General features: G+C 43.5%; 18 protein-coding genes. 7 read left to right on the forward strand and 11 right to left on the reverse strand.

What is annotated here, in order from left to right:
* Positions 1-93: 93 nt before the first annotated feature.
* A complete protein-coding gene (locus Q0A08_RS00095; protein ID WP_438464107.1) occupies positions 94-1,389 on the reverse strand; it encodes a D-serine ammonia-lyase in 1,296 nt (431 codons plus the stop codon).
* 122 nt (positions 1,390-1,511) lie between these two features.
* Between Q0A08_RS00095 and Q0A08_RS00100 the strand changes: the two genes are divergently transcribed.
* Positions 1,512-2,450, forward strand: a complete 939-nt coding sequence (locus Q0A08_RS00100) for a LysR substrate-binding domain-containing protein (protein ID WP_438464108.1) — start codon at positions 1,512-1,514, stop codon at positions 2,448-2,450.
* A 20-nt stretch (positions 2,451-2,470) separates the two neighbouring features.
* On the opposite strand, the gene Q0A08_RS00105 is transcribed toward Q0A08_RS00100, so the two are convergent.
* Positions 2,471-3,388: a LysR family transcriptional regulator gene (locus tag Q0A08_RS00105; RefSeq protein WP_438464109.1), complete on the reverse strand. Its 918-nt coding sequence runs from the start codon at positions 3,386-3,388 to the stop codon at positions 2,471-2,473.
* Positions 3,389-3,498: 110 nt separating this feature from the next.
* On the opposite strand from Q0A08_RS00105, the gene Q0A08_RS00110 reads away from it, so the two are divergent.
* Both Q0A08_RS00110 and Q0A08_RS00115 read left to right on the forward strand, forming a co-directional pair.
* Positions 3,499-4,107, forward strand: a complete 609-nt coding sequence (locus tag Q0A08_RS00110; protein WP_438464110.1) for a glutathione S-transferase family protein — start codon at positions 3,499-3,501, stop codon at positions 4,105-4,107.
* Between the two features lie 21 nt (positions 4,108-4,128).
* Positions 4,129-5,889, forward strand: coding sequence for an FAD-binding oxidoreductase (locus Q0A08_RS00115; RefSeq protein ID WP_438464112.1), 1,761 nt, complete (start codon positions 4,129-4,131; stop codon positions 5,887-5,889).
* A gap of 187 nt (positions 5,890-6,076) precedes the next feature.
* Here Q0A08_RS00115 and Q0A08_RS00120 read toward each other — a convergent pair whose 3' ends face one another.
* From Q0A08_RS00120 to Q0A08_RS00160, 9 genes are all read right to left on the reverse strand, one after another.
* Positions 6,077-7,066, reverse strand: coding sequence for an isopenicillin N synthase family dioxygenase (locus Q0A08_RS00120; protein ID WP_438464113.1), 990 nt, complete (start codon positions 7,064-7,066; stop codon positions 6,077-6,079).
* 87 nt (positions 7,067-7,153) lie between these two features.
* Positions 7,154-8,143 (reverse strand): GlxA family transcriptional regulator, encoded by a 990-nt coding sequence (locus Q0A08_RS00125; RefSeq protein WP_438464114.1) that lies wholly within the window; start codon positions 8,141-8,143, stop codon positions 7,154-7,156.
* Between the two features lie 456 nt (positions 8,144-8,599).
* Entirely contained in the window at positions 8,600-9,934 is a 1,335-nt protein-coding gene (locus Q0A08_RS00130; protein ID WP_438464115.1) for an MmgE/PrpD family protein, read from the reverse strand.
* 80 nt (positions 9,935-10,014) lie between these two features.
* Positions 10,015-10,752, reverse strand: coding sequence for a substrate-binding periplasmic protein (locus Q0A08_RS00135; RefSeq protein WP_438464116.1), 738 nt, complete (start codon positions 10,750-10,752; stop codon positions 10,015-10,017).
* A gap of 133 nt (positions 10,753-10,885) precedes the next feature.
* Positions 10,886-11,914 (reverse strand): glycine betaine/L-proline ABC transporter substrate-binding protein ProX, encoded by a 1,029-nt coding sequence (gene proX / locus Q0A08_RS00140; RefSeq protein WP_438464117.1) that lies wholly within the window; start codon positions 11,912-11,914, stop codon positions 10,886-10,888.
* An 85-nt stretch (positions 11,915-11,999) separates the two neighbouring features.
* Positions 12,000-12,935, reverse strand: coding sequence for a glycine betaine/L-proline ABC transporter permease ProW (gene proW, locus Q0A08_RS00145; protein WP_438464118.1), 936 nt, complete (start codon positions 12,933-12,935; stop codon positions 12,000-12,002).
* Between the two features lie 54 nt (positions 12,936-12,989).
* On the reverse strand, positions 12,990-14,162 hold the full coding sequence (gene proV / locus Q0A08_RS00150) for a glycine betaine/L-proline ABC transporter ATP-binding protein ProV (RefSeq protein WP_438464119.1): 1,173 nt from the start codon (positions 14,160-14,162) through the stop codon (positions 12,990-12,992).
* Between the two features lie 525 nt (positions 14,163-14,687).
* Complete coding sequence (locus Q0A08_RS00155; protein ID WP_438464120.1) at positions 14,688-15,572, reverse strand: DMT family transporter; 885 nt, start codon at positions 15,570-15,572, stop codon at positions 14,688-14,690.
* Positions 15,573-15,651: 79 nt separating this feature from the next.
* Positions 15,652-16,863: an aromatic ring-hydroxylating oxygenase subunit alpha gene (locus Q0A08_RS00160; RefSeq protein ID WP_438464121.1), complete on the reverse strand. Its 1,212-nt coding sequence runs from the start codon at positions 16,861-16,863 to the stop codon at positions 15,652-15,654.
* A gap of 260 nt (positions 16,864-17,123) precedes the next feature.
* On the opposite strand from Q0A08_RS00160, the gene Q0A08_RS00165 reads away from it, so the two are divergent.
* From Q0A08_RS00165 to Q0A08_RS00180, 4 genes are all read left to right on the forward strand, one after another.
* Positions 17,124-18,107: a LysR substrate-binding domain-containing protein gene (locus Q0A08_RS00165; RefSeq protein ID WP_438464122.1), complete on the forward strand. Its 984-nt coding sequence runs from the start codon at positions 17,124-17,126 to the stop codon at positions 18,105-18,107.
* A gap of 296 nt (positions 18,108-18,403) precedes the next feature.
* Positions 18,404-19,417 (forward strand): dihydrodipicolinate synthase family protein, encoded by a 1,014-nt coding sequence (locus tag Q0A08_RS00170; RefSeq protein ID WP_438464123.1) that lies wholly within the window; start codon positions 18,404-18,406, stop codon positions 19,415-19,417.
* A gap of 2 nt (positions 19,418-19,419) precedes the next feature.
* A complete protein-coding gene (locus Q0A08_RS00175; RefSeq protein WP_438464124.1) occupies positions 19,420-20,937 on the forward strand; it encodes an aldehyde dehydrogenase in 1,518 nt (505 codons plus the stop codon).
* A 71-nt stretch (positions 20,938-21,008) separates the two neighbouring features.
* Positions 21,009-22,355, forward strand: a complete 1,347-nt coding sequence (locus tag Q0A08_RS00180) for an NAD(P)/FAD-dependent oxidoreductase (protein WP_438464125.1) — start codon at positions 21,009-21,011, stop codon at positions 22,353-22,355.
* Positions 22,356-22,386: the final 31 nt, after the last annotated feature.

A 22,386-nucleotide genomic window follows, 5' to 3' on the forward strand; every position in this document is an offset into this window, starting at 1 on the left:
CGAAAGAACTCCAGATATTGTTTTTTTTGTGTTTTTGAGTGTTCGCTAAGTGCTATAAATTTGGAAAGAGACCAAGACCAGTCAGTAACTCTCCTATGTGCGTCGTGCTTTATTCAGGTAGTTTTGGTATTCCTCCTCTGGTACGAATGAACCGCCTGTTAGCCAAGCGATATGCGTAGATTGATTGATTTTCGAAACTAAATTGTGCTTGATGAGATAGTTTTGACCGGCTTCGCTTTCAAGAAGTTGAGGGCCGAGGCGAGCAATCGCTGCGGACGGTTCAACCTCGATATTCTCTTCTTCTTTAAGCGCGAGTAGTGATTGATAGAGTTCTTTATCTGTCGCTGTATAAACGCCAGATAGAAGGTGACGCGTTGCGTCACATACCCATTGAGATGCCGTACCAACAGCAAGGCCGTCGGCATCTGTATCTATGCTAAGACCCATGTCTTTAACATGAATAGGATGAGAGTTTTGTGCGCCCGCCATGCCTAATAACATACAAGGCGCTTGTACAGGCTCGGCAAAGAAGCAATGTACATCTTCACCAAATAGAGATTTAAGACCAAAGGTAATGCCACCAGGTGCGCCGCCAACGCCTGCTGGTAAATAAACAAACAAAGGATGCTCGCTATTTACTTGGATGCCTTGGTCATCAAGCTGGGCTCTTAGTCTTAAGGCTGCTACTGCATAACCCATGAATAAATGGCTTGAATTTTCATCATCAACAAAATAACTAAAGGGGTCTGCATCAGACTCTGCACGTCCAGCAGCGACTGCTGCACCATAATCAGAGGCGTGTTCAATGACTTTTACACCACGTTTTCTAAGTCTTTCTTTCTTCCATTCTTTGGCGTCTGATGACATATGAACAACTGCTTTAAAGCCAAGTGCATTTGCCATGATGCCAATGCTTAACCCTAGGTTACCTGTGCTTCCAACGGCTATGGTATAGCGTTCAAACAGGTCACGAGCAGGTGGGTTAGCTAAGGTTTTGTAGTCGAAGTTTTGTTCATTAATAATGCCATTTTTGATGGCTAGAGACTCAGCAAAGTGTAAAACTTCGTGAATACCACCACGGGCTTTAATAGAGCCTGCAACGGGCAATTGGTGGTCTGCCTTGTAGTATAAATCTGGCTTATCTTTGGTGTTTTTCTGACTCGCTAAAAGAGGAGATTCAATTAAACCGTTATAAGCTTCAAGCTCTAAAAAAAGGCGCGCTAGCAAGGGAGCAAAGCGCGCTAACCTAGCTTCAGCATCAAACAGTTCTTTTCGATTTGGGGTTACTAATGGAGCACTTGTTTTTTTAAATGCGCTATTCAACCAGACTAATGACTCAGCATTTTTTAGCTTAAGTATTTCTTCATCTGTAATATTTAGTACTGCCATATTGCGTCCGAATTGGTTAACATTTGTTACTCATTATGTTTTGCGATGTGAATGAAAACAAATGATACTTTCTTAAAAGGCGTTTAGTTTTTCTAAACGGGTATGGCGTAGCAGGTGATTAAATGACCAAGTTGAATGCAAGAACTTTTTCTTCATTAGTGTATTTTGAAGCCTGTGGACGGCTCCTGAGTTTCTCGGCGGCAGGTAAAGAGCTCTGTGTTACAACTGGAGCGATTAGCCAACAGATCAGAAAATTAGAAGAACAGTTAGGCTTTAAGTTATTTGACCGTCAGCCAAGTGGAATCGTGCTAACGCAAGAAGGCAAAGAAATGCTGAACGTTACTCAACAATCCATAGAGTCTGTGGAAATGGTAATACGCAGGTTACAGGCAAAATTGTCTGATAATGTGGTAAGGCTAAAATCGACCCCTTCTTTTGTCTTTAAATGGCTGATACCTAAGCTGCAAGAATTTAATTTAGAATACCCTCATATCAAGGTTGAAACCTATGCCGATGAAGCCTTGTTAGAGCTTGCGGGTGCTGACTTTGATATCGCTATTGACTATGGAGATGGTCAATATGAAGGTTTCACCACAAACCTTTTGGTTAAAGAAACCTTGCTACCTGTAATGAGTCCAGAATACATGAAGGAAGCGGATTGGAAGCAGGCTAAAACCCTAGAAGAAGCCTCACTTTTGCATGATGCCATGCCTTGGATTGACGCAGAACAAGATGCCGAGTGGCGCTTTTGGTTAGATGAAACAAGGCTTGTTGGTATCGACAGTACTCAAGGCCACTTTTTTAACCGCTCATACATGGCTATAGCCGCTGCAGAAGCGGGTTTAGGTATTGCACTTGCTAGGGCGTCACAAGTCGGAGAAGAGCTTAAAAATGGGCGTTTGATCGCACCTTACAAAGGCGTACCATCTTGTCGTGATTATTACATGTTGATCCCGAAAAAAGGCCGGGCAAACATTCATGCTTATATACTTAAAAATTGGTTGTTAGAACATGTTGATATGAAAGAAGACACCACAATTCTTAACCCAAGTGCGAAATAACCTTCTTCGCCCTGTGTTATCTATATTGTCGCTTCAAACCTAGAAACCACGGCGTCAATGAATAATTGAACCGCTTGTGTTCTCAACTGAGTTGGAGGGCGGACAATATAGATGCCGCCTTCTCTGAGTTTCCAGCTAGGCAGTAGTTCTTGTAACAAGCCAGACTTTAAATCCTTTTTGACGGTGAAATCAGGCAAAATGCCAAAATAACAACCTGTCACCAAAGCTTCTCTAATCGCTAATGTCGTATTAAATGTGAGATTTGTATTGAGCAAAACTTCGCAATCTTGATCTTTTACATCTGAAGTGGGTTTGTGAGTGAAAACGCGAGCCGAATTGTCGATAACATTGTAGGCTGCAAAGGGCAGTGAGGGTAAATCCATTGGTGTTTTAGGAGAATAATCTCTTGCAAATTCTGGGGTGCATAAGGCAACCTCACGAAAGGAACCAATTTTTCTTGCGCGATTCGTTGAATCTTGTAACCAACCCACTCTAAAGGATAAATCATAGCGTTTAGCCACTATGTCTTTTACTTCGTCACTTAAATCTACTTCAATTTTAACTTTGGGATATTGAGCGCAAAATTCTGCAATAACGGGTGCTAATTGAAAGACACCTAAATCAATTGGCGATGTGAGCCTAATCAGTCCACTAGGTTCATGACTGTCTTCAGCGGCTGTATCAAATGCCTGCTGAGCATATTTAAGGGCTTCTTTACTGCGAGTGTAAAACGCTTCGCCTGTTTTCGTTGCATGTAAATGGCGAGTGTTTCTCACCACTAAGCTAACGCCAAGCTCTTCTTCTAAAAGTTGTAATTGTTTACTGACAACGGCTTTGCTTAGCCCGAGCCTCAAAGCGGCCGCCGTAATGGTCTTTTCTTCTATAATCGCAACAAAATAGGTGAGACGATTTAAATTGTATTTTGAATTTATATTCATTGTAAGTAAAAAGTTGACACAGTTTATGTCTAATCAATCTATCACGAACGATCCTTGGCTTGTATAGTTTTTCTGACTTATTGCTGAACACTTATTAAGGAGTACAGATTATGATTACACTATACGGCCACCCTATATCAGGTAATAGCCACCGCGTGGCAAACTTTTTGAATATTCTAGGTGTCGATTTTACTGAGAAGTTGGTTGATCTAGCAAAAGGGGAGCACAAATCGGCTGAATACCTAGCTATAAATCCGCTAGGGCAAGTGCCTGCTTTGAGCCATAATTCTGTCACTTTGAGAGACTCTACTGCGATATTGATTTATCTAGCCCGCACGTTTGATAAAACCAACACTTGGTGGCCAGAAGATGCCTTAGCTCAAGCCAACATCCAGCAATGGTTATCAGTTGCAGTGCATGAAGTGATGACAGGCCCTTTTGTGTTGCGCGCAATACAGCTTTTTGGCATGCCAGCAGACGAAGCACAAGCAAGAGAAAAGACTGAAAAACTCTTTGGCGAGCTGTTTGAGCCTCATTTGAAAGAGACAAAGTGGTTGGTTGGAGAGACTCCGTCTATAGCTGATATTGCCTGCTATAGCTATATTGCTCGTGTTACTGAAGGCAACTTTAGTCTTGATGCTTACCCAGCGATTCAGCAATGGTTACGTAACATCAAAGCCATTGAAGGCTTTAAACCAATGATGCACGCTGGTAACTAAAGCCAGCAATAAGGGGCACTTATGTTTAATAAACCGTCTAATACAGGCCAATTCCCATATCATCAGGGCGAATTAGCCGCTCAAAATAAAGCGGGTACCCGTGGGGCCGCGTCTGAATTAGCCGCAGGTAAGCGTAGAGTCCTCAATTTTTTAGCTAACCATGATGCGTTTTTAGCCGCTCAGTCATTTGCAGCGATGAGTATTGTGGACTTGAGTACTGGGAGTGTTTGGTTAACCCCTTTGTTTGCAAAAGCGGGAGATCTTAGCGCCGTCACTGAAAACGAAATCGTTATTTCTTCTCATAGTATTCCCGACAATGACGTGCTCAACGCAGTTGAATCAGGCACACCATTTTCCTTATTGGGTATTGATTTAAATAGACGGATTCGACATCGCATTAATGGCGTGGCATTGGGTTTTGAAGATAGTCAATTTGAAGAAAATAACGACAGAGGCCTTCATCTTCAGGTAAATGAATACACACCTAATTGTCCAAAATATATTAACCGTAGAGAAATCATTCTTGATGCAAACAATGCTGAATCCATCAATAGGAAGGCGAAGAGAGAAGAGCGCACAAGCCTAACAGAAGAAGACCAAGGCTTTATTCAAGCGATGGATACGTTATGGATTGGTAGTTATGCGCCAGATATCGGGGCAGACTGTAATCACCGTGGGGGTAAACCTGGGTTTATTCGAGTGACTTCTCCAACCACCATTGAATGGCCAGAGTATCGCGGGAATGGCATGTTTTTTACTTCGGGTAATTTGGAAGTCAATGACAGAGCTGGCGTCACCGTGGTGGATTTCGAAACGGGTAGCATGATTCAAATGACAGGTCGTGCGCTGGTGGACTGGGAGCATGATGGCCGCTATGAAGGGGCATCTAGAGCCATTGTTTTCCATATAGAGCGTTTAGTAAGAACGGATAATGTCACGAGCCATAGGTGGAAGCGATTGGATTATTCTCCTTACAATCCTACGATCCTTGGCAAGGATAGTGCGAACAATGACAGTGCAATCGATGACCCTTCTATAAATTGTAATGAGCGTCCTATAAAAGCGACCTTAGTTAAAATTGTTGAGGAGACTGAAACCGTTAAAACATTTCGTTTTGTGGTCTCACATCGAATTGCTTTTTTGCCGGGTCAATATGCTAGTTTTGAATTTAATAATATTCCAGGAGGGGCTGCCTCAGAAGTGAGGACTTGGACCTTATCTGAGACACCAAATAGTTTAAATGGTGACAACACCTTAGATATTAGCGTAAAACGTGTGCCAAATGGTTTAGTCACAAACTGGCTTCATGATCATGCCGAGTTAGGTTTAGAGGTTGTACTAAAGGGGATTCAAGGTGAAATGACAGCCATCACATTAGATACAGATACTAAAACGCCCCTTGTACCCGAACAACTTCTTTTATTAAGCGCTGGGATTGGCATCACCCCTAATTTAGCCATGGTGAGGGGGATTGGCTCCTTTTCATTACAAGATAAAACCAAGGTGACAATGATTCATGTGGAGAGGTATCAGCGACTTCTACTTAGCCATCATGAGCTTGTTCGCCGTTCAAACAACTATCCAAATTTTAGTTACACAAATATTATCACCAGTGAGCAAGGGCGTTTAACAAAAGCGCAATTAGAGGCTTTGGTTCCAAATCCGAAAGACCAACAAGCTTATGTTTGTGGCCCAGCGTCATTTATGGAGCAGATGACGGAATACTTAGCTTCCATTGGTGTACCTGTCACAAATATTCATACCGAGGCTTTTGACTTTTAAACGCTTTTTAGGTGGATTTTAAGGTGGAGTGAGCTTTTAAGCTAGCTCGTTTCGAATCTTGATAGGTTACTTAACAAGGGATAAACAGCCTTGATCTTCTATTGTTTGATGTCTTCATTCAAAAAAGAAAGGCTGCTTATTCGTTGGTGGGTCGTCAATTCGTTATGCTTAAATAGCTATCGCTATCTTAATTAGTTAGATGAGCATAGCTATCAACGAAACGTTTGTACTTATGTTGTCCACAGGTATAAGCCTGATACTTAGCCGGGTTCTCCTCGCTTTGACAGCTTGGCACAACACTCACTTCAGCATCAAAATCTAGATCGATAAAGAAAGGGATAGAGTAACGCTCTTTACCACTGGTATTGATCACTCTGTGTAGGGTGGAGATATATTTATCATTGGTAAATGTCTGTACCAAATCCCCAATATTGACGATAAAAGTGTCCTCAACAGGCGGCGCACTGACCCACTGCCCATCACGGTTTTGTACTTGTAAACCACCGATATCATCTTGGGACAATATGGTTAGAAAACCATAGTCCGTATGGGCACCGATACCGATTTCTTCTTGGCTTATAGGGCCTTCTTGAGGCGGGTAGTGGAGTAACCTTTGAATGGTAATGGGCTTTTGCTGTAGCTTGGCAAAATAGTCTGCCTCTAGATTCAAGCTTAAAGCAATAGCACTGATGAGCTTACGGGATAAGGCCATCATAGCTTCATGATATTGCTCGAAGGTTTGTTTAAATTCAGCCGGATCTTCAGGCATCTGATTGGGGCCAAAAAAAGGTGAAACAGCCTCTTCATTTAAACCAAAATCAAAACACTCTTTAAAATCACGAGTGTTTTCAGGGTCTACATTCTCCCCGTACATAGGAATATAGCCTCTTAGGGTTTGACCCGAATTCACGATATTCAAGGCTTGTTTTTGTGCCAAGGGTAAATCGAAAAACGCTTGAGCTTGAGAGTAGGCTTTTTTAATCAATTGCTTATTAACGCCATGATTTTTGATATAGAGAAAACCGACATTTTGACAAACCTCACCAATCTCATTCGCTACCGCCATTGGGTCGCTACCATCAATGAGTTTAGCAAGGTCAATAATGGGGATTTCATTGAACGTGGTGGACTTACTTTCTAGACGAGAATCGAATTGGCTAGTGGCTGAAACTGACATAATTAAATACCTTCATGGCGTTGTTTTATGTCTTTCAGTGTCGCTGAAGCCGAGGCTTCACTTATATAACAAAAGCGAAATATCCTGCTAGTTTAACGATGAATTTACCTGTCTTATCTCAGACGGGCTCTGGTGATATAAGTCCTTGAAACATTTACTGAAATGGCTTTGTGAACTAAAGCCTGTCGCTTGCGCCACCTTGGTTAAACTGAGATGGGTTTCTTCTATCATTTTACGGGCTTGTTGTAGGCGTAAACGTAGATAATAACGGCCGGGGCTAATTTGTTCATACTTTTGAAAAACGGTTTCTAGGTTTCTTTGAGTAGTCCCTATTTTGTTGGCAAGTGTCGTTATTTGATAAGGGTGACTAATGTGTTTTTCCATTAACTCTACCGCGGCACCCAAACAAGGTGATTTCATCCTTAAGTTAAGATGACGTCGGCTGGTTTGTATTTCTTCACTGCTACGAATGCGTTCAAGTAAGAATTGCTGTGAGGCATTATGTGCAAAATCGCGTCCGTGATCTTGGCTAATCAAGTAAAGCAACATGTCTAATGTGGCCGTACCACCCGCACTGGTCAGAAGATTATCTGTGACAGTGTAGAGGTTTTCCTGAATCGGAATATCAGGGTAAAGCTCTGTAAATGTGGTTTTGTATTCGGGTACCAGGGTGCAGCTTTTACCTTGTAATAAGCCTGCTTTTGCAAGAATAAAACTGGCGCAACTGAGTGCCGCTATACGTCCTTTTTTACGGGTGACACTGCGCAATAAACTAAATAGGGCAGGGTTATCGTAATCCGCCGTATTTAGATAACCACAGACAAATATTAGATCGCTATTTTGGCAGAAACTTAAGTCACCACTGGTTTCAATAGGAACATGGTTTGAGCTTGTGACAGTGGTTTTATGGTCTGAGCTTATGTCACTTGATAGAGGCAGGTGGGCGTGGCAAATTTGGTATTGATAAACCTCTTCATCGCAAAGCAAATTGGCCACACTTAAGGCTTCAATCGCCAGCGAAAAAGAGGTTAGAGCAAAGCCTGGTAACAAGATAAAACTGACTTTAACCTGTTTCATTTGGGTTCCATCCTGTGTTGTATTTGCCCTGTATAGCACGAGTTTTTACTATATTGGATTGAGCTTAATTAAACTTATCCATTTTACCGCTTAATAAGACTCATTGAGGCATTATTAATGATACTAGCGGCAAAATGATTCTTTTTTATTAGATAGATTAATTGGGTCGTTTAACTAGGGAACCTGCGAACAAGTCACCTCTTCTCAGTCTTTTCAGAAAAAGCGTCAAGCAAGGCGTCACTTTGCCGCTTTTTTCTGATAAGAGCTGTAGGCACCTTTCGAAAAGGGACAACACAGGGTGGCGCTTTTTCTGAAAGACCCGAAGGGCGTGGCCTAAAAGCCCTATCTTTAAGTTAAGGGCCTTATCAATAGAATAACTATTAAGTTACGCCCCTCGCCATAAATCTAGGCACTTTTATCCACACGCTGAGGCGGGAGGACTTATTCGCAGGTTCCCTAGGGAGACATAAGCTGGTTAAAGAGCGCCTCACAGTTCTTTGCCTGTTCTAAGGTATCAAGCGAATTAAGTATCGAGTCCATTCTTTCTTGGCTAAAATTAACCGAAGCAAGCAATTCAAACTTAGCTTTAAACTCAGCTTGGCTCATGGCGGTTTCCGGATCGCCTTTTGCTTGAGTAATGGGGCTAGTTAAGCAGCGTCCGTCTTTCAGTTGAATACTGACTCTTGAGAGTATTTCTTCTGGAAAGCGATCTGATAAATCTTGTGCTTCCGTTATCTCGATCAAACGGCTAATTTGCAAGATATCCTCTGCCTGTATGGCATCCCCAGTTACTTCATTTGGACCGACTTGACCACGGCTGATTAATGCCGCTAAAGGAAAAGCTAAACCATACTGGGCTTCATCTGCATTCTTGGGAAAATGCCCTTGTAAGCGCATGGATTCGTGGAAGGTTTCTACCGTGACGGACTCTATATTGGCTGGCGTGATTTCAGGCGAATGGCGCATCATGCTGGTGACAGCCGTCAGCGCTGGCTGCGCCCAGCGGCACACAGGCCAAGGTTTGAAGTATTGGGCATCTATTTCCCAGCGTGTGCCAAGGTCATCCCAACAATGGCTTAACCTGTTCTTTTCTACTGTTTCCGCTGGTGCACCAGTGATACCAGCTTGTGCCATGAATAGGGCATTGACCCCTGCATAAGCACCAGCACCATGGGCATCACGCAACATAGAAGGAAAGTCTACTAAACGCATCATGGGGCAACGGGGGCCAAAATACTCTGCGATACCTAACGCATGCTGGAACTCTTCTTGGTTTAAGCCTAATAATCTTGCTCCGCCGCACACGACTCCTAGACCTGAAAATGCCCCAGAGGCATGATATTCACTGGCACTGTCCATCAAGGCAACACCTGCTCTGAGTGCGGTTTCGTAAGCGATCGTTACCGCGACTAAAAATTCTTCGCCAGTGATGTTTCTACCTTGTTCATGACAGGCATCGGCTATGGCAAGTAGGGTTGGAACAACGGTCGCACCGGCATGGCCTTTAGAAGTAAAGTGACCTTCGTGAGCATCAAGGCTATCGGCACTGAATCCGCCAGCCCAAGCCGCACCTAAAGGGCTAACATGGCGGCCATCAAATAATAAACGACAGCTTAATGTATTAGCTGGGTAATGTTCAGCTGCAAAGTGACGAATGTTATCACTGGTTTGGTTGTTCTTAGCGCCAGCAAGGACACCGACAATGTCCATTAAAGAGGTTTTGATTAGGGTGCGGCTTTTCTCAGGTACCTGATTAAACTGCAAGTTTTGGACAAAATTGAATAACAACATGTTTTATATCCAAGTGTGAATAGAAAGAAAATGAGCCATCCGTGGCGGTTTTACATCTCGTAGGAAAGACGAAAGCAGGTTTAAAGCTGATTAAATTGCTTAAGAATTTTTTCGTAGGTGCCATTGCTTTGAATCATGACAAACCCAGTATTAAAGTCATCGCGAATTTTCTCTGAATTGGCAATCTCTTTAGAGATCATCACATACAGATCATTTTTTTCGATGGGAGGCTGCACCATAGCGAAATGGCTAGGTTCAAACCCTAATTTGCTAGCGGCACTTTTCACCACAGTGAGGTTATCGGCAAAAAGGTTAATTTCTCCTTTTTGTAGTGCTGTAATACCGGCTTCAGTGCCTGCATAAGGTTGTAGCTGAGTGAAGGTGTAAGAGTCAAAGCTCTGACCAACTACAGCGCCTTCTATTTTGCCTATCTTATATTGATCTAGCATTTCATAAGAGGAGTAAAAATCTAGGTCTAAGGTTTTATGCTTAATTACACCAGAAAAGACAGAGTAGATAGGGATAGAAACATGATAATCTTGGGCCCGTTCGTCTGAGTAAAATGCGCCCACTAGCACATCTTTTTCACCCACTTTCACTTGCCTCATGGCTTCTGTCCATTGGGTGAACTCAAGTTCGCTTTGATAACCAGACGCTTTAAAAGACTCACTGACAATGACAGAAATGAAGCCTCCTTGTTCTAGGTTATCCCCATAATAGGGTGCCCAATTTGTGGTGGTTAAAGAAACATTTTGTGCTTGTGAAAAACTGGCAAGGCCTAAGCCTAAAACGAATGTCGCCACGCTAAGTGCTTTCAATGGTTTACCTCGCTTTACAATGTTGGATAGCGTACTTCTTTGATCTAAAAGCGTATTAAAGAGGGGAGGTTCACCACAAATTGGTCAGCTTAGAGCTAGCTTGTGATGCAACCTCATCTCTATGTTTGTCAAACTACATGGCAGTACGAGCCGCTTTTAACCAACTGTCGTATTTAGCTTGGTTAGCAGAGATCCATTCTTGGGCATGACGTTTAATGTCTTTCATGGATTTCTCGCCATTTTGCATTTTAAGATTTTGTGCGCTTTCATCACTGGCACTGATTTGCACGAGTGATAAGAATTTAGTCGCCGCTGGGTTTTCTTCGGCAAAGTCCTTATTCAAAATAGATTGGATCTGGTCAACTGCGAAGCCTAGGTTTTTACCATTAAAGCTGGTGTTAACTGAGTTGTTGCCATCTGGTAGATCGGTTTGTGGTACTTCTAACCACACCACGTCTTCATTTTCGACTAGTACACCAGCAATCCACTGAGGTACCCAGGTGTAATAAAGAATAGATTGGCCTTCGTTGTAACGAGTGATGGTATCTGCCATAAGGGCAAAGTAGGAACCACGGTTGTGATTGACTGTATCACCTAGGCCATAAGCTTCTATGTGATGGTCGATAACAAGTTCACAACCCCAACCTGGGTTACAGCCCGTTAAGTCCGCTTTGCCATCATTGTCTGCATCAAAAAGTTTAGCAATTTCAGGTTTTTTTAGATCAGTTAGCTGAGTGATATTGTGCTTTTCAGCGGTTTTCTTATCAATTAGGTAACCTTGCAATACACCTGGAATCACATTGCCTGCTTTGACTAGCGTGTCGTCACCGCCAGCCTTTTTGTAGAAGGTTTTATGTAACTCTTCCCACGCATGCACACTAAAATCGGCATCTCCGTATGAAAGCGCAAGCATCAAGGTGGCGTACTCTGTTTCTTTTGGCTCTTCAACTTCATAGCCAAGTGCTTCTAGACCGGCAATGGCAATTTCACCACGAAAGCGTTCTTCCGCAATCGTTGGGAAGATAGGTGTAATTTCTACCCCTTTACCCGGCATCGTCTCTGCTGCAGAAGCGATACTCGACATTGTCAGAGCAGAAAAAGAAGCGGCTGCTGTCAATGAGAATAAGGTTTTAGAAAGTGCTTTTAAACGTGATTGCATCATGGTCAATTCCTCGTTATGTTTTTTATTGAGAATCTATTGAAAGAATGTTTTCTATTACTTAAGCGAATCTTTTATTTAGTGCTCTCTATTTAGAGAGCAGGCTGCGATAAGCTCTCACTAAGGCACCGATAGGGCCTGTTTCATACCATTGTTGGGTATGGCTAACCCCAGCACGTTCACCCATCGCCTGGGTAAGGCGATCAAGGAAGATGGCAAGCAGTACCAAGCCAACACCACCAACAGTGGCAAGGCCCATATCAAGACGGCCGATACCGCGTAATACCATTTGGCCTAAGCCACCTACCGCTATCATGGAAGCGATAACCACCATAGAAAGGGACAACATCAGTGTTTGGTTAATGCCGGCCATAATGGTTGGCGTTGCCAGTGGTAGTTGGATCTTGAGCAACATTTGCTTAGGGGTGCAGCCGAAGGCACGAGCCGCTTCTATTTTGTCTTCTGGCACTTGGCGTATGCCTAAGTTCGTCAGCCTAACTAAAGGTGGTAGCGCGAAAATAATGGTGACTAGAACACCAGGTACGTTACCGATACCGAAAAGCATGACCACAGGGACAAGGTAGACAAAGGCTGGTAAAGTCTGCATGGCATCCAGTACGGGTCTCACAAAACGCTCAACTCTATCGCTACGAGCTGAAAGAATGCCGAGAGGAACACCAATTACGACACAGAAGAATAGGGCGGTTAAGACCAAAGAAAGGGTTGTCATTGATTCTGCCCAAACACCGATTAAGCCGAGTGTTGTCAGCGTGATAGCGCAGAATAGTCCCATTTTTTTACCGGCCACTTGCCAACCCAAAAGGGAAGAAAGAATAATGCCGATTAAAGGCGGAATGGATTGCAACATGGTTTCGATCAGGTCGAGTACCTGATCGATTGGCCAGCGAATAGAGCGGAAAAAGCCACGGAAGTTTTGAACTAAATAGTTGAGTACCGCTTCTACCCATTCCCCTAGAGGGATACTGAGAAACTGAAAGGGATCTAATAGGTTAAATTCAGACATTCTAATTTACCTTACATTTATCATTATTATGAAACTTAACGTGTGAGCATCGAATTAGTGGCTCAAAGTCTTAAGCATTAGGTCTTTGGAAATCACGCCACAGAAAGTGCCATTGCGCTCTATCACAGGGACAGGATAGTCAGAGTGAGCGACTGTCTTCACAACATCGCTGATCATATCGTCGCTATAAACAGACGCATGTTGATCTAGCTGCTGTGCTAATAAGGTGTCGGCACTGGCTTGGTTATCAATGCTTTCTAGTGGAACCACACCTAACAGGCTTTCCTTGTCATCGACTAGATACGCAAACTGATTGCCACCGGCGTCAAATGGATGAACACTGCCGTTTAGTTGAATCTTGCAAGCACTTTGCTGGCAGGCAATATCGCCCGCTTTCAGAATTTTGCTGACATCGACACCTTTAAAGAAGGTCTCCACATATTCATTTGCAGGATTACGCATAATCTCTTCTGGTGTGCCTATTTGTACCACTTGGCCGCCTTCCATAATGGCGATGCGATCACCAATACGAATGGCTTCGTCTAGGTCATGGGAAATAAAGACGATGGTGCGAGATTGTTCTTTTTGCAGGCGGATTAGCTCCCCTTGCATTTCATGTCTAATAAGTGGATCAAGGGCAGAAAATGCCTCGTCCATTAGGAGTATAGTGGGATCATTGGCTAGGGCGCGGGCAAGACCAACCCTTTGTTGCATACCGCCAGAAAGTTGATGCGGGTAGCTATCGCCATGTTCACCTAGGCCTACTTGGTCTAGGGCTGCTTGTGCTCTTTTATGTCTTTCTTTCTTTTCAACCCCTGATATTTCAAGGCCAAAAGCAGCATTATCGATCACGGACATGTGAGGCATAAGTGCGAAAGACTGAAATACCATGCTCATTTCATGACGGCGTACATCCAATAAGTCGGCATCCCCAAGGGCTGTAATGTCTTTTCCGTTTAGTTTGATACTGCCTGAAGTAGGCTCAATAAGGCGGTTTAGCAAACGCACCATGGTAGATTTACCTGAACCGGATAAACCCATGATGACGAAAATTTCTCCTTTCTTGACTGAGAAGCTAGCATCAAACACACCCACGGTTTGGCCAGTCTTTTCGAAAATTTCATCTTTATGTGCGCCGTTTTGTAACATTTGCATAGCCGTATCTGGTTGTTCACCAAATACCTTGTATACATTGTTGATCGACAGGATATCTGTGGTGTCTGTCATCGTGTCCTCTGTTTCTTATGATTATTATTGCGTTCTATTTGGCTGAATCAGTGTGCTAGTTCAACACTGCTTGCTTTGTTATGTCCCCGTTCTGTTTATTAAGTTACGGCCTCCACGTGGCAGCGTCCAACGACATATTTAGCGTAAAAACCATAACTTCCCGTTATTATTGATGAGATGTCTAGATGAGAGATTTGTACTTATCACGCTGGCAAGTATGCTAACTTTTAGACCTGGTTAAGATTTATGCTTAATAAAGTTAACTGCTATAAAAACATTGATTTTCAATAGGTTAGAGGTAGGTTTTTAAAGCCTTAACTGAATAAAGCACTTTGTATTAAGTGTTCTGAGAGGTTTTAATCTGAGAGAAATAAAGCGACTGGATGTGTTTTTAGCTTGCTATCCATTAAAGCACCTCATGAAAGAAGTGCTGTTTTATTCTTATCAAAGGAATGGCGAATGGGTTAATAAATTGATTGATAATGTTTCTAAGTGCTAAAAATCGGTGCTAACGATAAGCCCTTATTAGTTCGCATAATTGGATGCTTGTCTTGATATTAAAAATGAGGCGAAGAGCACCATAATTCCTCCAGCATAACTAGCAAGGTTCAGTTGTTCGCCAATTAAAGAAACGGCAATTAGGATGGCTACAACGGGTTCTAATGTTGATAGGGTAGACGCATTTGCTGCACCGATATGAGGTGAACCACTGATAAAGGTAGCAATTGGTAAAATTGTGGCAAATAACGCAAGACCTATGGTTGCACTCCATCCGTTAATTGATTGGGGTAAATTGGTTTGCTGAAATAGACTCGCAATGGTGAGCGTAATGACACAACCAATCAAGATAGTGCAAGCAGAGGCTAAGGGGTTTTCAGGTTTGGCTTGATGAGAGCCATAAATGATGGCCGAACCATAGCTTAGCGCGGCAAAAAGAGCCCATAACACCCCGCTCAAATCCCCTCTAAATTCGATGCCAGTAGCAAGTCCAACCCCTAATAGGGCTAATATCATGCTGATAAGCCGAATGAAGGACAGCCTTTCTTTTAAAAAGATGGTGGCGTAAAGAGTTACAAAAGCAGGAAAAGAGAACATGAGTATCACGGCTAAACTAACAGATGTGGTATGACTTGCGTTGTAATAACCTAACGCAGCCCCTGCATAACCCACTCCTATTAATAGGCTTTGAACTAGTAGTTTATTTTTTGGAAGGTGAACTTTCTTTATCCTTAAAAAGCAAAGCATCACGAGTGCCGCTATGATAAAGCGGGCAATCAGCAACCCTACCGGGCTGGCACCATCATTGTATGCAAAGTGCGCAAAAAATGGCTGTAAACCATAACTAATAGCAGCCACAAGAACTAAGATAAAACCTTGTTTATAGCTTGGATAAACAGTGTGTTTTTGCATGGAGTGAGCCTTACTTTTTGGATTCCACAAAAAAAACCTCTGCAAGCAAAGCAAGCAGAGGCTAAAGGGTAACGACTACCTAGTCGTTCAACTTCTTCTTCATGGTGTCGCAATACCAATCGACAAACTGACAAACGCCGTTTTCGGCAATTTCAGAAAATGGTCCTGGAATATAGGAAGGCGAGCTCACGCCTCTAAAGGTTTCCTCAACCAGTTCTTTGTCTTGATTATTGGTTTCTATCCAAACTTTAATCAGGTTATCAAGGTCATAATCAACCCCTTCAACTGCATCTTTAGGGACTAGCCATTTAGTTGTAACCAGCGTTTGTCCTGAGTTAAGCGGCAGGATTCGAAAGCTTAAGGCATAGTCCCCTAAAAAGTGGTTCCAAGTAGAGGGATAGTTAAAGTAGAGCAGGGCGCCAATATCTTCGACATCTGTATTATCTAGTCGACCTTTTACGGCGGGTTTGCCATCCATGGTATAGCTGACGGCTTTGGCTGAAAGCGGAATACGTGTCATACGGTATTGCCCACCTTCATCCATCACTAAACGGCTCGGTAAGCCTGCGGCTTCACATTTATCCCAATGGGCAACTAGCTCAGGGTCATCATCACCACCGACTCCCGCAACAGACAGGTTCTCAACAAACGAATTTAGTAGCTCAGGGTGGTTGGCATCGCAGTGATAACATTCACGGTTATTCTCAAATACCAACTTCCAGTTACCGTCTTCGACTATATTGGATTCGTGGGCCACCTTGGCGTCTTCTAAATTATGTGGGGTGATAAAAGGGCTCACATCTTTACGGAATTGCTCAAAGTCTGGCGCTTCCTCAGCCACACAAATGTAGATATAACTGTTAACCACTTCGCAGTGGACAGGCATTAATCCATGGTCATCATTGTTAAAGTTTTCGCCCATGTTGCCCGCATAAATGAGCTTGCCATCAAGGCCGAATGTCCATTTGTGATAAGGGCAAACCAGCTTGGCAGCTTTCCCTTTAGCAGCAGAGCAGACGCGTGATCCACGGTGACGACAGGCATTATGAAATGCTCTGACTGCACCAGAATCGTCTCGTACCACAACGACAGGGTAGTCGCCCACTTGCAAAGTGATGTATTCGCCAGCTTTATTTATCTCTATGGTATGGCCGGCAAAAATCCACTCTTTGTGCCAGATCTGCTGCAAATCTTGCTGATACACATCTTCGTCACGGTAAATCTCTCGGGTGAGTGCATGGCGTGGTTTACGCTGATTGATTAGCTCAAGAGTTTTTATTCTGCTGGTCATTCGATGGCTCCCATATGGCTAGACTAATGTCATGGCTGTTATTGTTATTTTGTTATAGGTCAGATGTTTTTGACCTGGTAAATAGTAAAAAATGGTGACTTGTTTAATTGCGCTAAGTGTCGTTTTTGCCAGTAGCGCGAGTCAACTTGAAAGGGTATAACTGACGTTTAGTTTATCTCCCCTAACTTGAAATTCAGTGTATGGGCGGTACCCATATGGGTAAAGCAACTTTTTATTTAGTGAATTGAATACGAGACGTTATGGTTAAGCATGTAGAACCTGATCAAATACTAGTTAAGATGCCTTCATTGCGCGCGGTGAAGTCATTTGTTGCGGCGGCTAAGTACTTAAATTTCACCCGAGCGGCAGAAGCCTTATGTGTGACGCAAGCGGCAATTAGCCGTCAAATTCGTGAATTAGAAGCATCGCTTGGGGTGGTTTTATTTAAACGTACAGGCAGGGCGGTAGAGCTTACCGAGGCGGGTGTTATCTTTTATGATGCAGCCTATTTATCTTTTGTGAATATTGCTCAAGCAGCGCAACGTATTCAAGACAGTGATAAGCGCAAACAAGAGCTGACAATCTGTTGCTCTCCTGCTTTTTCGGCTTATTGGTTATCAAACCGTTTGCCGAGTTTCTTTTCAGATAACCCTGATATTGATGTGAATATCGTCACCACTAATAACTTTTTACACATGGAACCGGGTGTCCATCCTGATGTTTTTATTAATAAAGTAAGTGATTCACGGGAAGGCTATCATTCTATTCCTTTGTTTTATGACCAGATCTACCCTGTGTGTTCGCCAGAGTTTTTAAAAGACAATCCAAGCGTGGCCAGTCTTGAAGGGTTGCAAAGCACGACCTTATTAAATCTAAGTCCTTATGGACGTTCGCAAATAGCAGAGCATGTGGATTGGAGTGTTTGGTTAAATAGCCAAGGTATCAACTTCAATTTAGGTTCTGAGGTTGGCTCCCATGTGTTTAATGCCAATGATTACAATATGTTGATGCAGATGGCGCTTAACCATCAAGGCATTAGTTTGGGCTGGCATCACCTTGTTGCGCCTATGATAGAGCAAGGTAAGTTGGTGCGAGTGGGTGAACCTGAAACCACCTATAAGGAAAAGCGTCACTATTTAAGTTATGCCGAAAGCAAACAGGACAATGAAGCCCTGCAAACCTTCAAGCTTTGGTTCTTAGAACAAATACAAGAAGAGCGCACCTTTATTGGGCAAACAGAGTAGGGCAAGTAGAATAGAACGAGAAGAGAAAATAAAGGTGAGGGGAATCAAGTTAGCGCTTAAGTGAACCCTGCTTTAAGGTGAAAATGAACCCGCTTGAAGCGGGTTTTTTTATGCCTGTCTTTTTTATACACCATAACTTGGCGTTATTCTTTGCGTGAATAAAAGGTTGATTGTGTGCTTATCTCCTCCCTCGTTAACATTTTATCAAGCAGTTTTATAAGGTTGGATGATAAACGCGATGCGTGCTCTCCCCTGTAAAACAACCCTGGATAACAATGATAATTAAGGTGAGTTAAATGCATTTTGAAGGCATCTATACCCCAGTAATCACGCCTTTTAAGGACGATTATTCAATCGACTATGAGGCCTATTCTGCCCACGTTCAGTATTTACTAGAGTCAGGTGTTCATGGGCTGATGATAGGTGGCACAACCGGTGAGTATTATGTTGAAAGTCACGAAGAAAGGGTCGAGCTGCTAAAAATAGCTCGTCAAATTTGTAGCGATAGATTACAGATTATTTTTGGTACGGGTTCAGTTAATCCAAACGCTTCAATTAAATTAGCCGAAGATGCCGCTAAGCATGAAGCGGATGTGATTTTGGTGGCAACGCCGCCTTATTCTCTACCGACTCAAAGAGAATTAGCGTTACATGCATTGGCTGTGGATCGTGCAGCAGACTTGCCTATCATGCTTTATAACTATCCAGATCGTATGGGTGTCAACATGGAAGAAGAGTTTCTTGACCGTGTGGGACGCTCTAATAATTTCTGCGGTATCAAGGAAAGCTCTGGTGATATCAATCGCTTACATCTGTTAGCCCGTGATTATCCTCATATCCAAGTGGCCTGCGGTATGGATGACCAAGCCTTAGAGTTCTTTGCTTGGGGCGCTAAAAGCTGGGTTTGCGCTGGGTCTAATTTCTTACCTAAAGAGCATATCGCCCTTTATCAAGCTTGTGTCATCGAGAATGACTTTAACAAAGGCCGTCGCATTATGTCTGCCATGATGCCACTTATGCGTGTACTAGAGCAGGGCGGTAAGTTTATCCAGAGCGTGAAATACGGCGTGACCTTGGATGGTCGTGTATCTGGCGAAGTACGTAAACCGCTTTGTGGCCTTAATAAAGCGGATAAACAAGCAATGGCACAAGTGGTAAAAACCTTGAAAACGACCATAGCAAGTATCGTGACAGAAACACCTTCGTCATCTGAAGCTGGCGCATTTGTTGAGACCATCAAAGCCAATATCAACAAGGCCAACACATCCTCAGCGAATACAGAAACAGCCAGCACAGAAGCAGGAGAGTAAGCATGTCAGATTTATTAACACTAGAAGAATACCAAGCAATTGCCGCCGAGCTTAGCCCTGCAGCCATGAGTTTTGTTGATGGCGGTTTTCGCCCTGCTTTATCAGGCAATACTTTCGAGACAATTAATCCAGCCAATGGTGAAACACTAGCACAGGTTGCAGCTTGTAATGCTCAGGACGTGGACTTTGCAGTAAGTAAGGCGCGTGAATCTTTTGAAGATGGTCGTTGGAGCAAGATGCATCCCAGTGATCGTAAACAGGTATTGATTGAGCTGAGCAAGTTGATCAAACGCAATAGCCGTGAGTTAGCTGTGCTAGAAAGCCTAGATTCAGGTAAGCCGATACTGGATTGTGAAACCATAGATATTCCAGAATTTATCCATACGCTGACGTGGCACGCAGAAGCAATTGATAAAATTTATGATCAAACTGCACCGGTTGGCCCAGATGCCATTGCCATGGTCGTGCGTGAACCTATTGGGGTTGTTGGGGCGGTTTTACCTTGGAATTTCCCTTTACTCATGTTGGCTTGGAAGATAGCGCCAGCGTTGGCCAGCGGCTGTTCTATGGTGGTAAAACCTGCAGAGCAAACCTCATTAACGGCTTTGCGTATCGCTGAATTAGCGAGTGAAGCAGGCTTACCAAAAGGTGTGCTTAACGTTATCACAGGGACAGGAGTAGAAGTGGGTGAACCGCTTGGTTTGCATAAAGATGTGGACATGGTGACCTTTACTGGTTCAACCCAAACTGGACGCCGCTTTTTACGTTATTCAGCCGATTCTAACTTGAAGAAAGTCGTATTGGAGCTAGGGGGTAAAAACCCTTGTATCGTGCTAGATGATGCTGAAGATCTGGATAAAGTGGCAGAGCAAGTATGTGCCGCCGCTTTTTGGAATATGGGAGAGAACTGCTCAGCAGGGTCTCGCTTAATCGTCCAAGAGGGTGTGAAAACGCAATTGTTAGAACGTATTAAAGCCCATGTCAGAGACTGGAATACCGGCGATCCATTAGATCCAACTAAACAGCTGGGTGCCATGATAGACAAAGGTCATTTTGCCAAAGTGAATAGCTATTTGGATGAAGGTAAATCGCAAGGTTATGACGCCATAGTAGGCGGTCAAACCATGGATGGCATCTTTATTCAGCCGACCGTTTTTGACGGGGTGAAGAATAACGACAAGTTAGCCCAAGAAGAGATCTTTGGCCCTGTTTTATCTGTCATCACAGTCGCAAGTTACGATGAAGCTATCGCTGTGGCAAATGATACTGAATACGGTCTAGCCGCCTCTGTCTTTACGGCTAACGCTAAAAAAGCCCTTCGTGCTGCACAAGCCATTAAAGCAGGCACAGTCACAGTGAATTGTTTTGGTGAAGGGGATATCACCACACCATTTGGCGGTTACAAGCAGTCAGGTTTTGGTGGTCGTGATAATTCTGTCCATGCCCATGATCAATACACAGAGTTAAAAACCATCTGGGTTGATCTGAGTGATGATGCTGTTGACGCTTGCGTTGACTAAATCGCCACGCCTATTGGGTCCATATGGGGTGCTGTTTACACACGCCATATGGTTCAGACAGGAAGCAATTTATGCCTAAAAATATCGAAGTGAAAAGGCTGCCGAAAGACCCAGGACCTGCCGCATGGAATAGTATTTTACCCGCTGCACCTGAGTATCCAGCGTTAACCTCAGATATCGACGCTGATTGGGTAGTCGTAGGGGGTGGCTTTACCGGACTTGCGGCTGCAAGACGTTTAAGTCAGCTGGTGGGTGATGAGTCAATTGTTTTGCTAGAAGCAAATAAGCTTGCCGAAGGTCCAGCAGGTAGAAACTCTGGATTTATGATTGATTTGCCCCATGATTTGAATTCAGAAACCTACGCAGGTGCCCATGAGCATGATTTACAGCAAATACGTTTAAACCGTGCTGCGATTCGTTTTGCCCATGATATGGCAGAAGAATATGAGATGGATTCAAAGGTGTTTGACCCTTGTGGCAAGGTAACAGGGGCAGGTTCAGCCAAAGGCCAAGCTCATATAGAGAGTTATCGTCATCACCTTGAAGCGCTTGGAGAAGAGTATCGTCTCATGAGTCATGGGGATATGAAAGATTGGACCGGGTTAGATTTTTATCGCCAAGGGCTTTATACCCCGGGGGCGGTGATGATTCAGCCAGCCGCTTTTATTCGTCAAGCTGCTCAAGGCTTAAGTGGAAAAGTGAGCTTTTATGAGAATAGCCCTGTCATTCATATTGATCTGGGTAACCCCCATAAGCTGGTAACACCAAAAGGCACAGTGAAAGCGAAAAATATCATTTTAGCTGTGAACGGTCATATTCAATCTTTTGGTTTTTTCCCTCGTCAATTACTGCATGTCTTTACTTATGCCTCTATGACGAGAGCTTTAACCGACAAAGAAGTGACTCGTCTTGGCGGCGTTAACGATTGGGGAATCTTACCCGCTGATCCTATGGGCACCACAGTGCGAAGAAGCTCTGACTTTATGGGCAGCGGACATAGGGTAGTAGTGCGAAATCACGCGACCTTGAATCAAAATATGGAAGTGAATTCAAACAATATACGTACAGCACAAAAGCTACAAGATAAAGCCTTTTCCAACCGTTTTCCTATGCTAAATGGCATCGAAATGGAGCATAGGTGGGGCGGACGTTTATGTTTGTCTTGGAACTCTATGCCTGCTTTTGGTGAGGTTGAAACCCGTATCTGGTCGGCCGCTTGTCAAAATGGCCTAGGCACAGTCAAGGGAACCTTATCTGGCATGATGGCGGCAGAACAAGCCGTGCTAGGTAAGTCCGATATGCTCAGTGAATTCTTAATACATCAAGCGCCAGCTGTTTTGCCACCAGAGCCCTTTTTATCCCTAGGAGCCAAAGTGACTATGCGCTGGAAAGAATGGCAAGCCGGTATCGAGCTTTAATAATAATTGAAAGACTAATCATTCAAAGACA

Origin of the sequence: Marinomonas sp. PE14-40 (genome assembly GCF_051623805.1) — a bacterium.
Taxonomy (GTDB): domain Bacteria; phylum Pseudomonadota; class Gammaproteobacteria; order Pseudomonadales; family Marinomonadaceae; genus Marinomonas.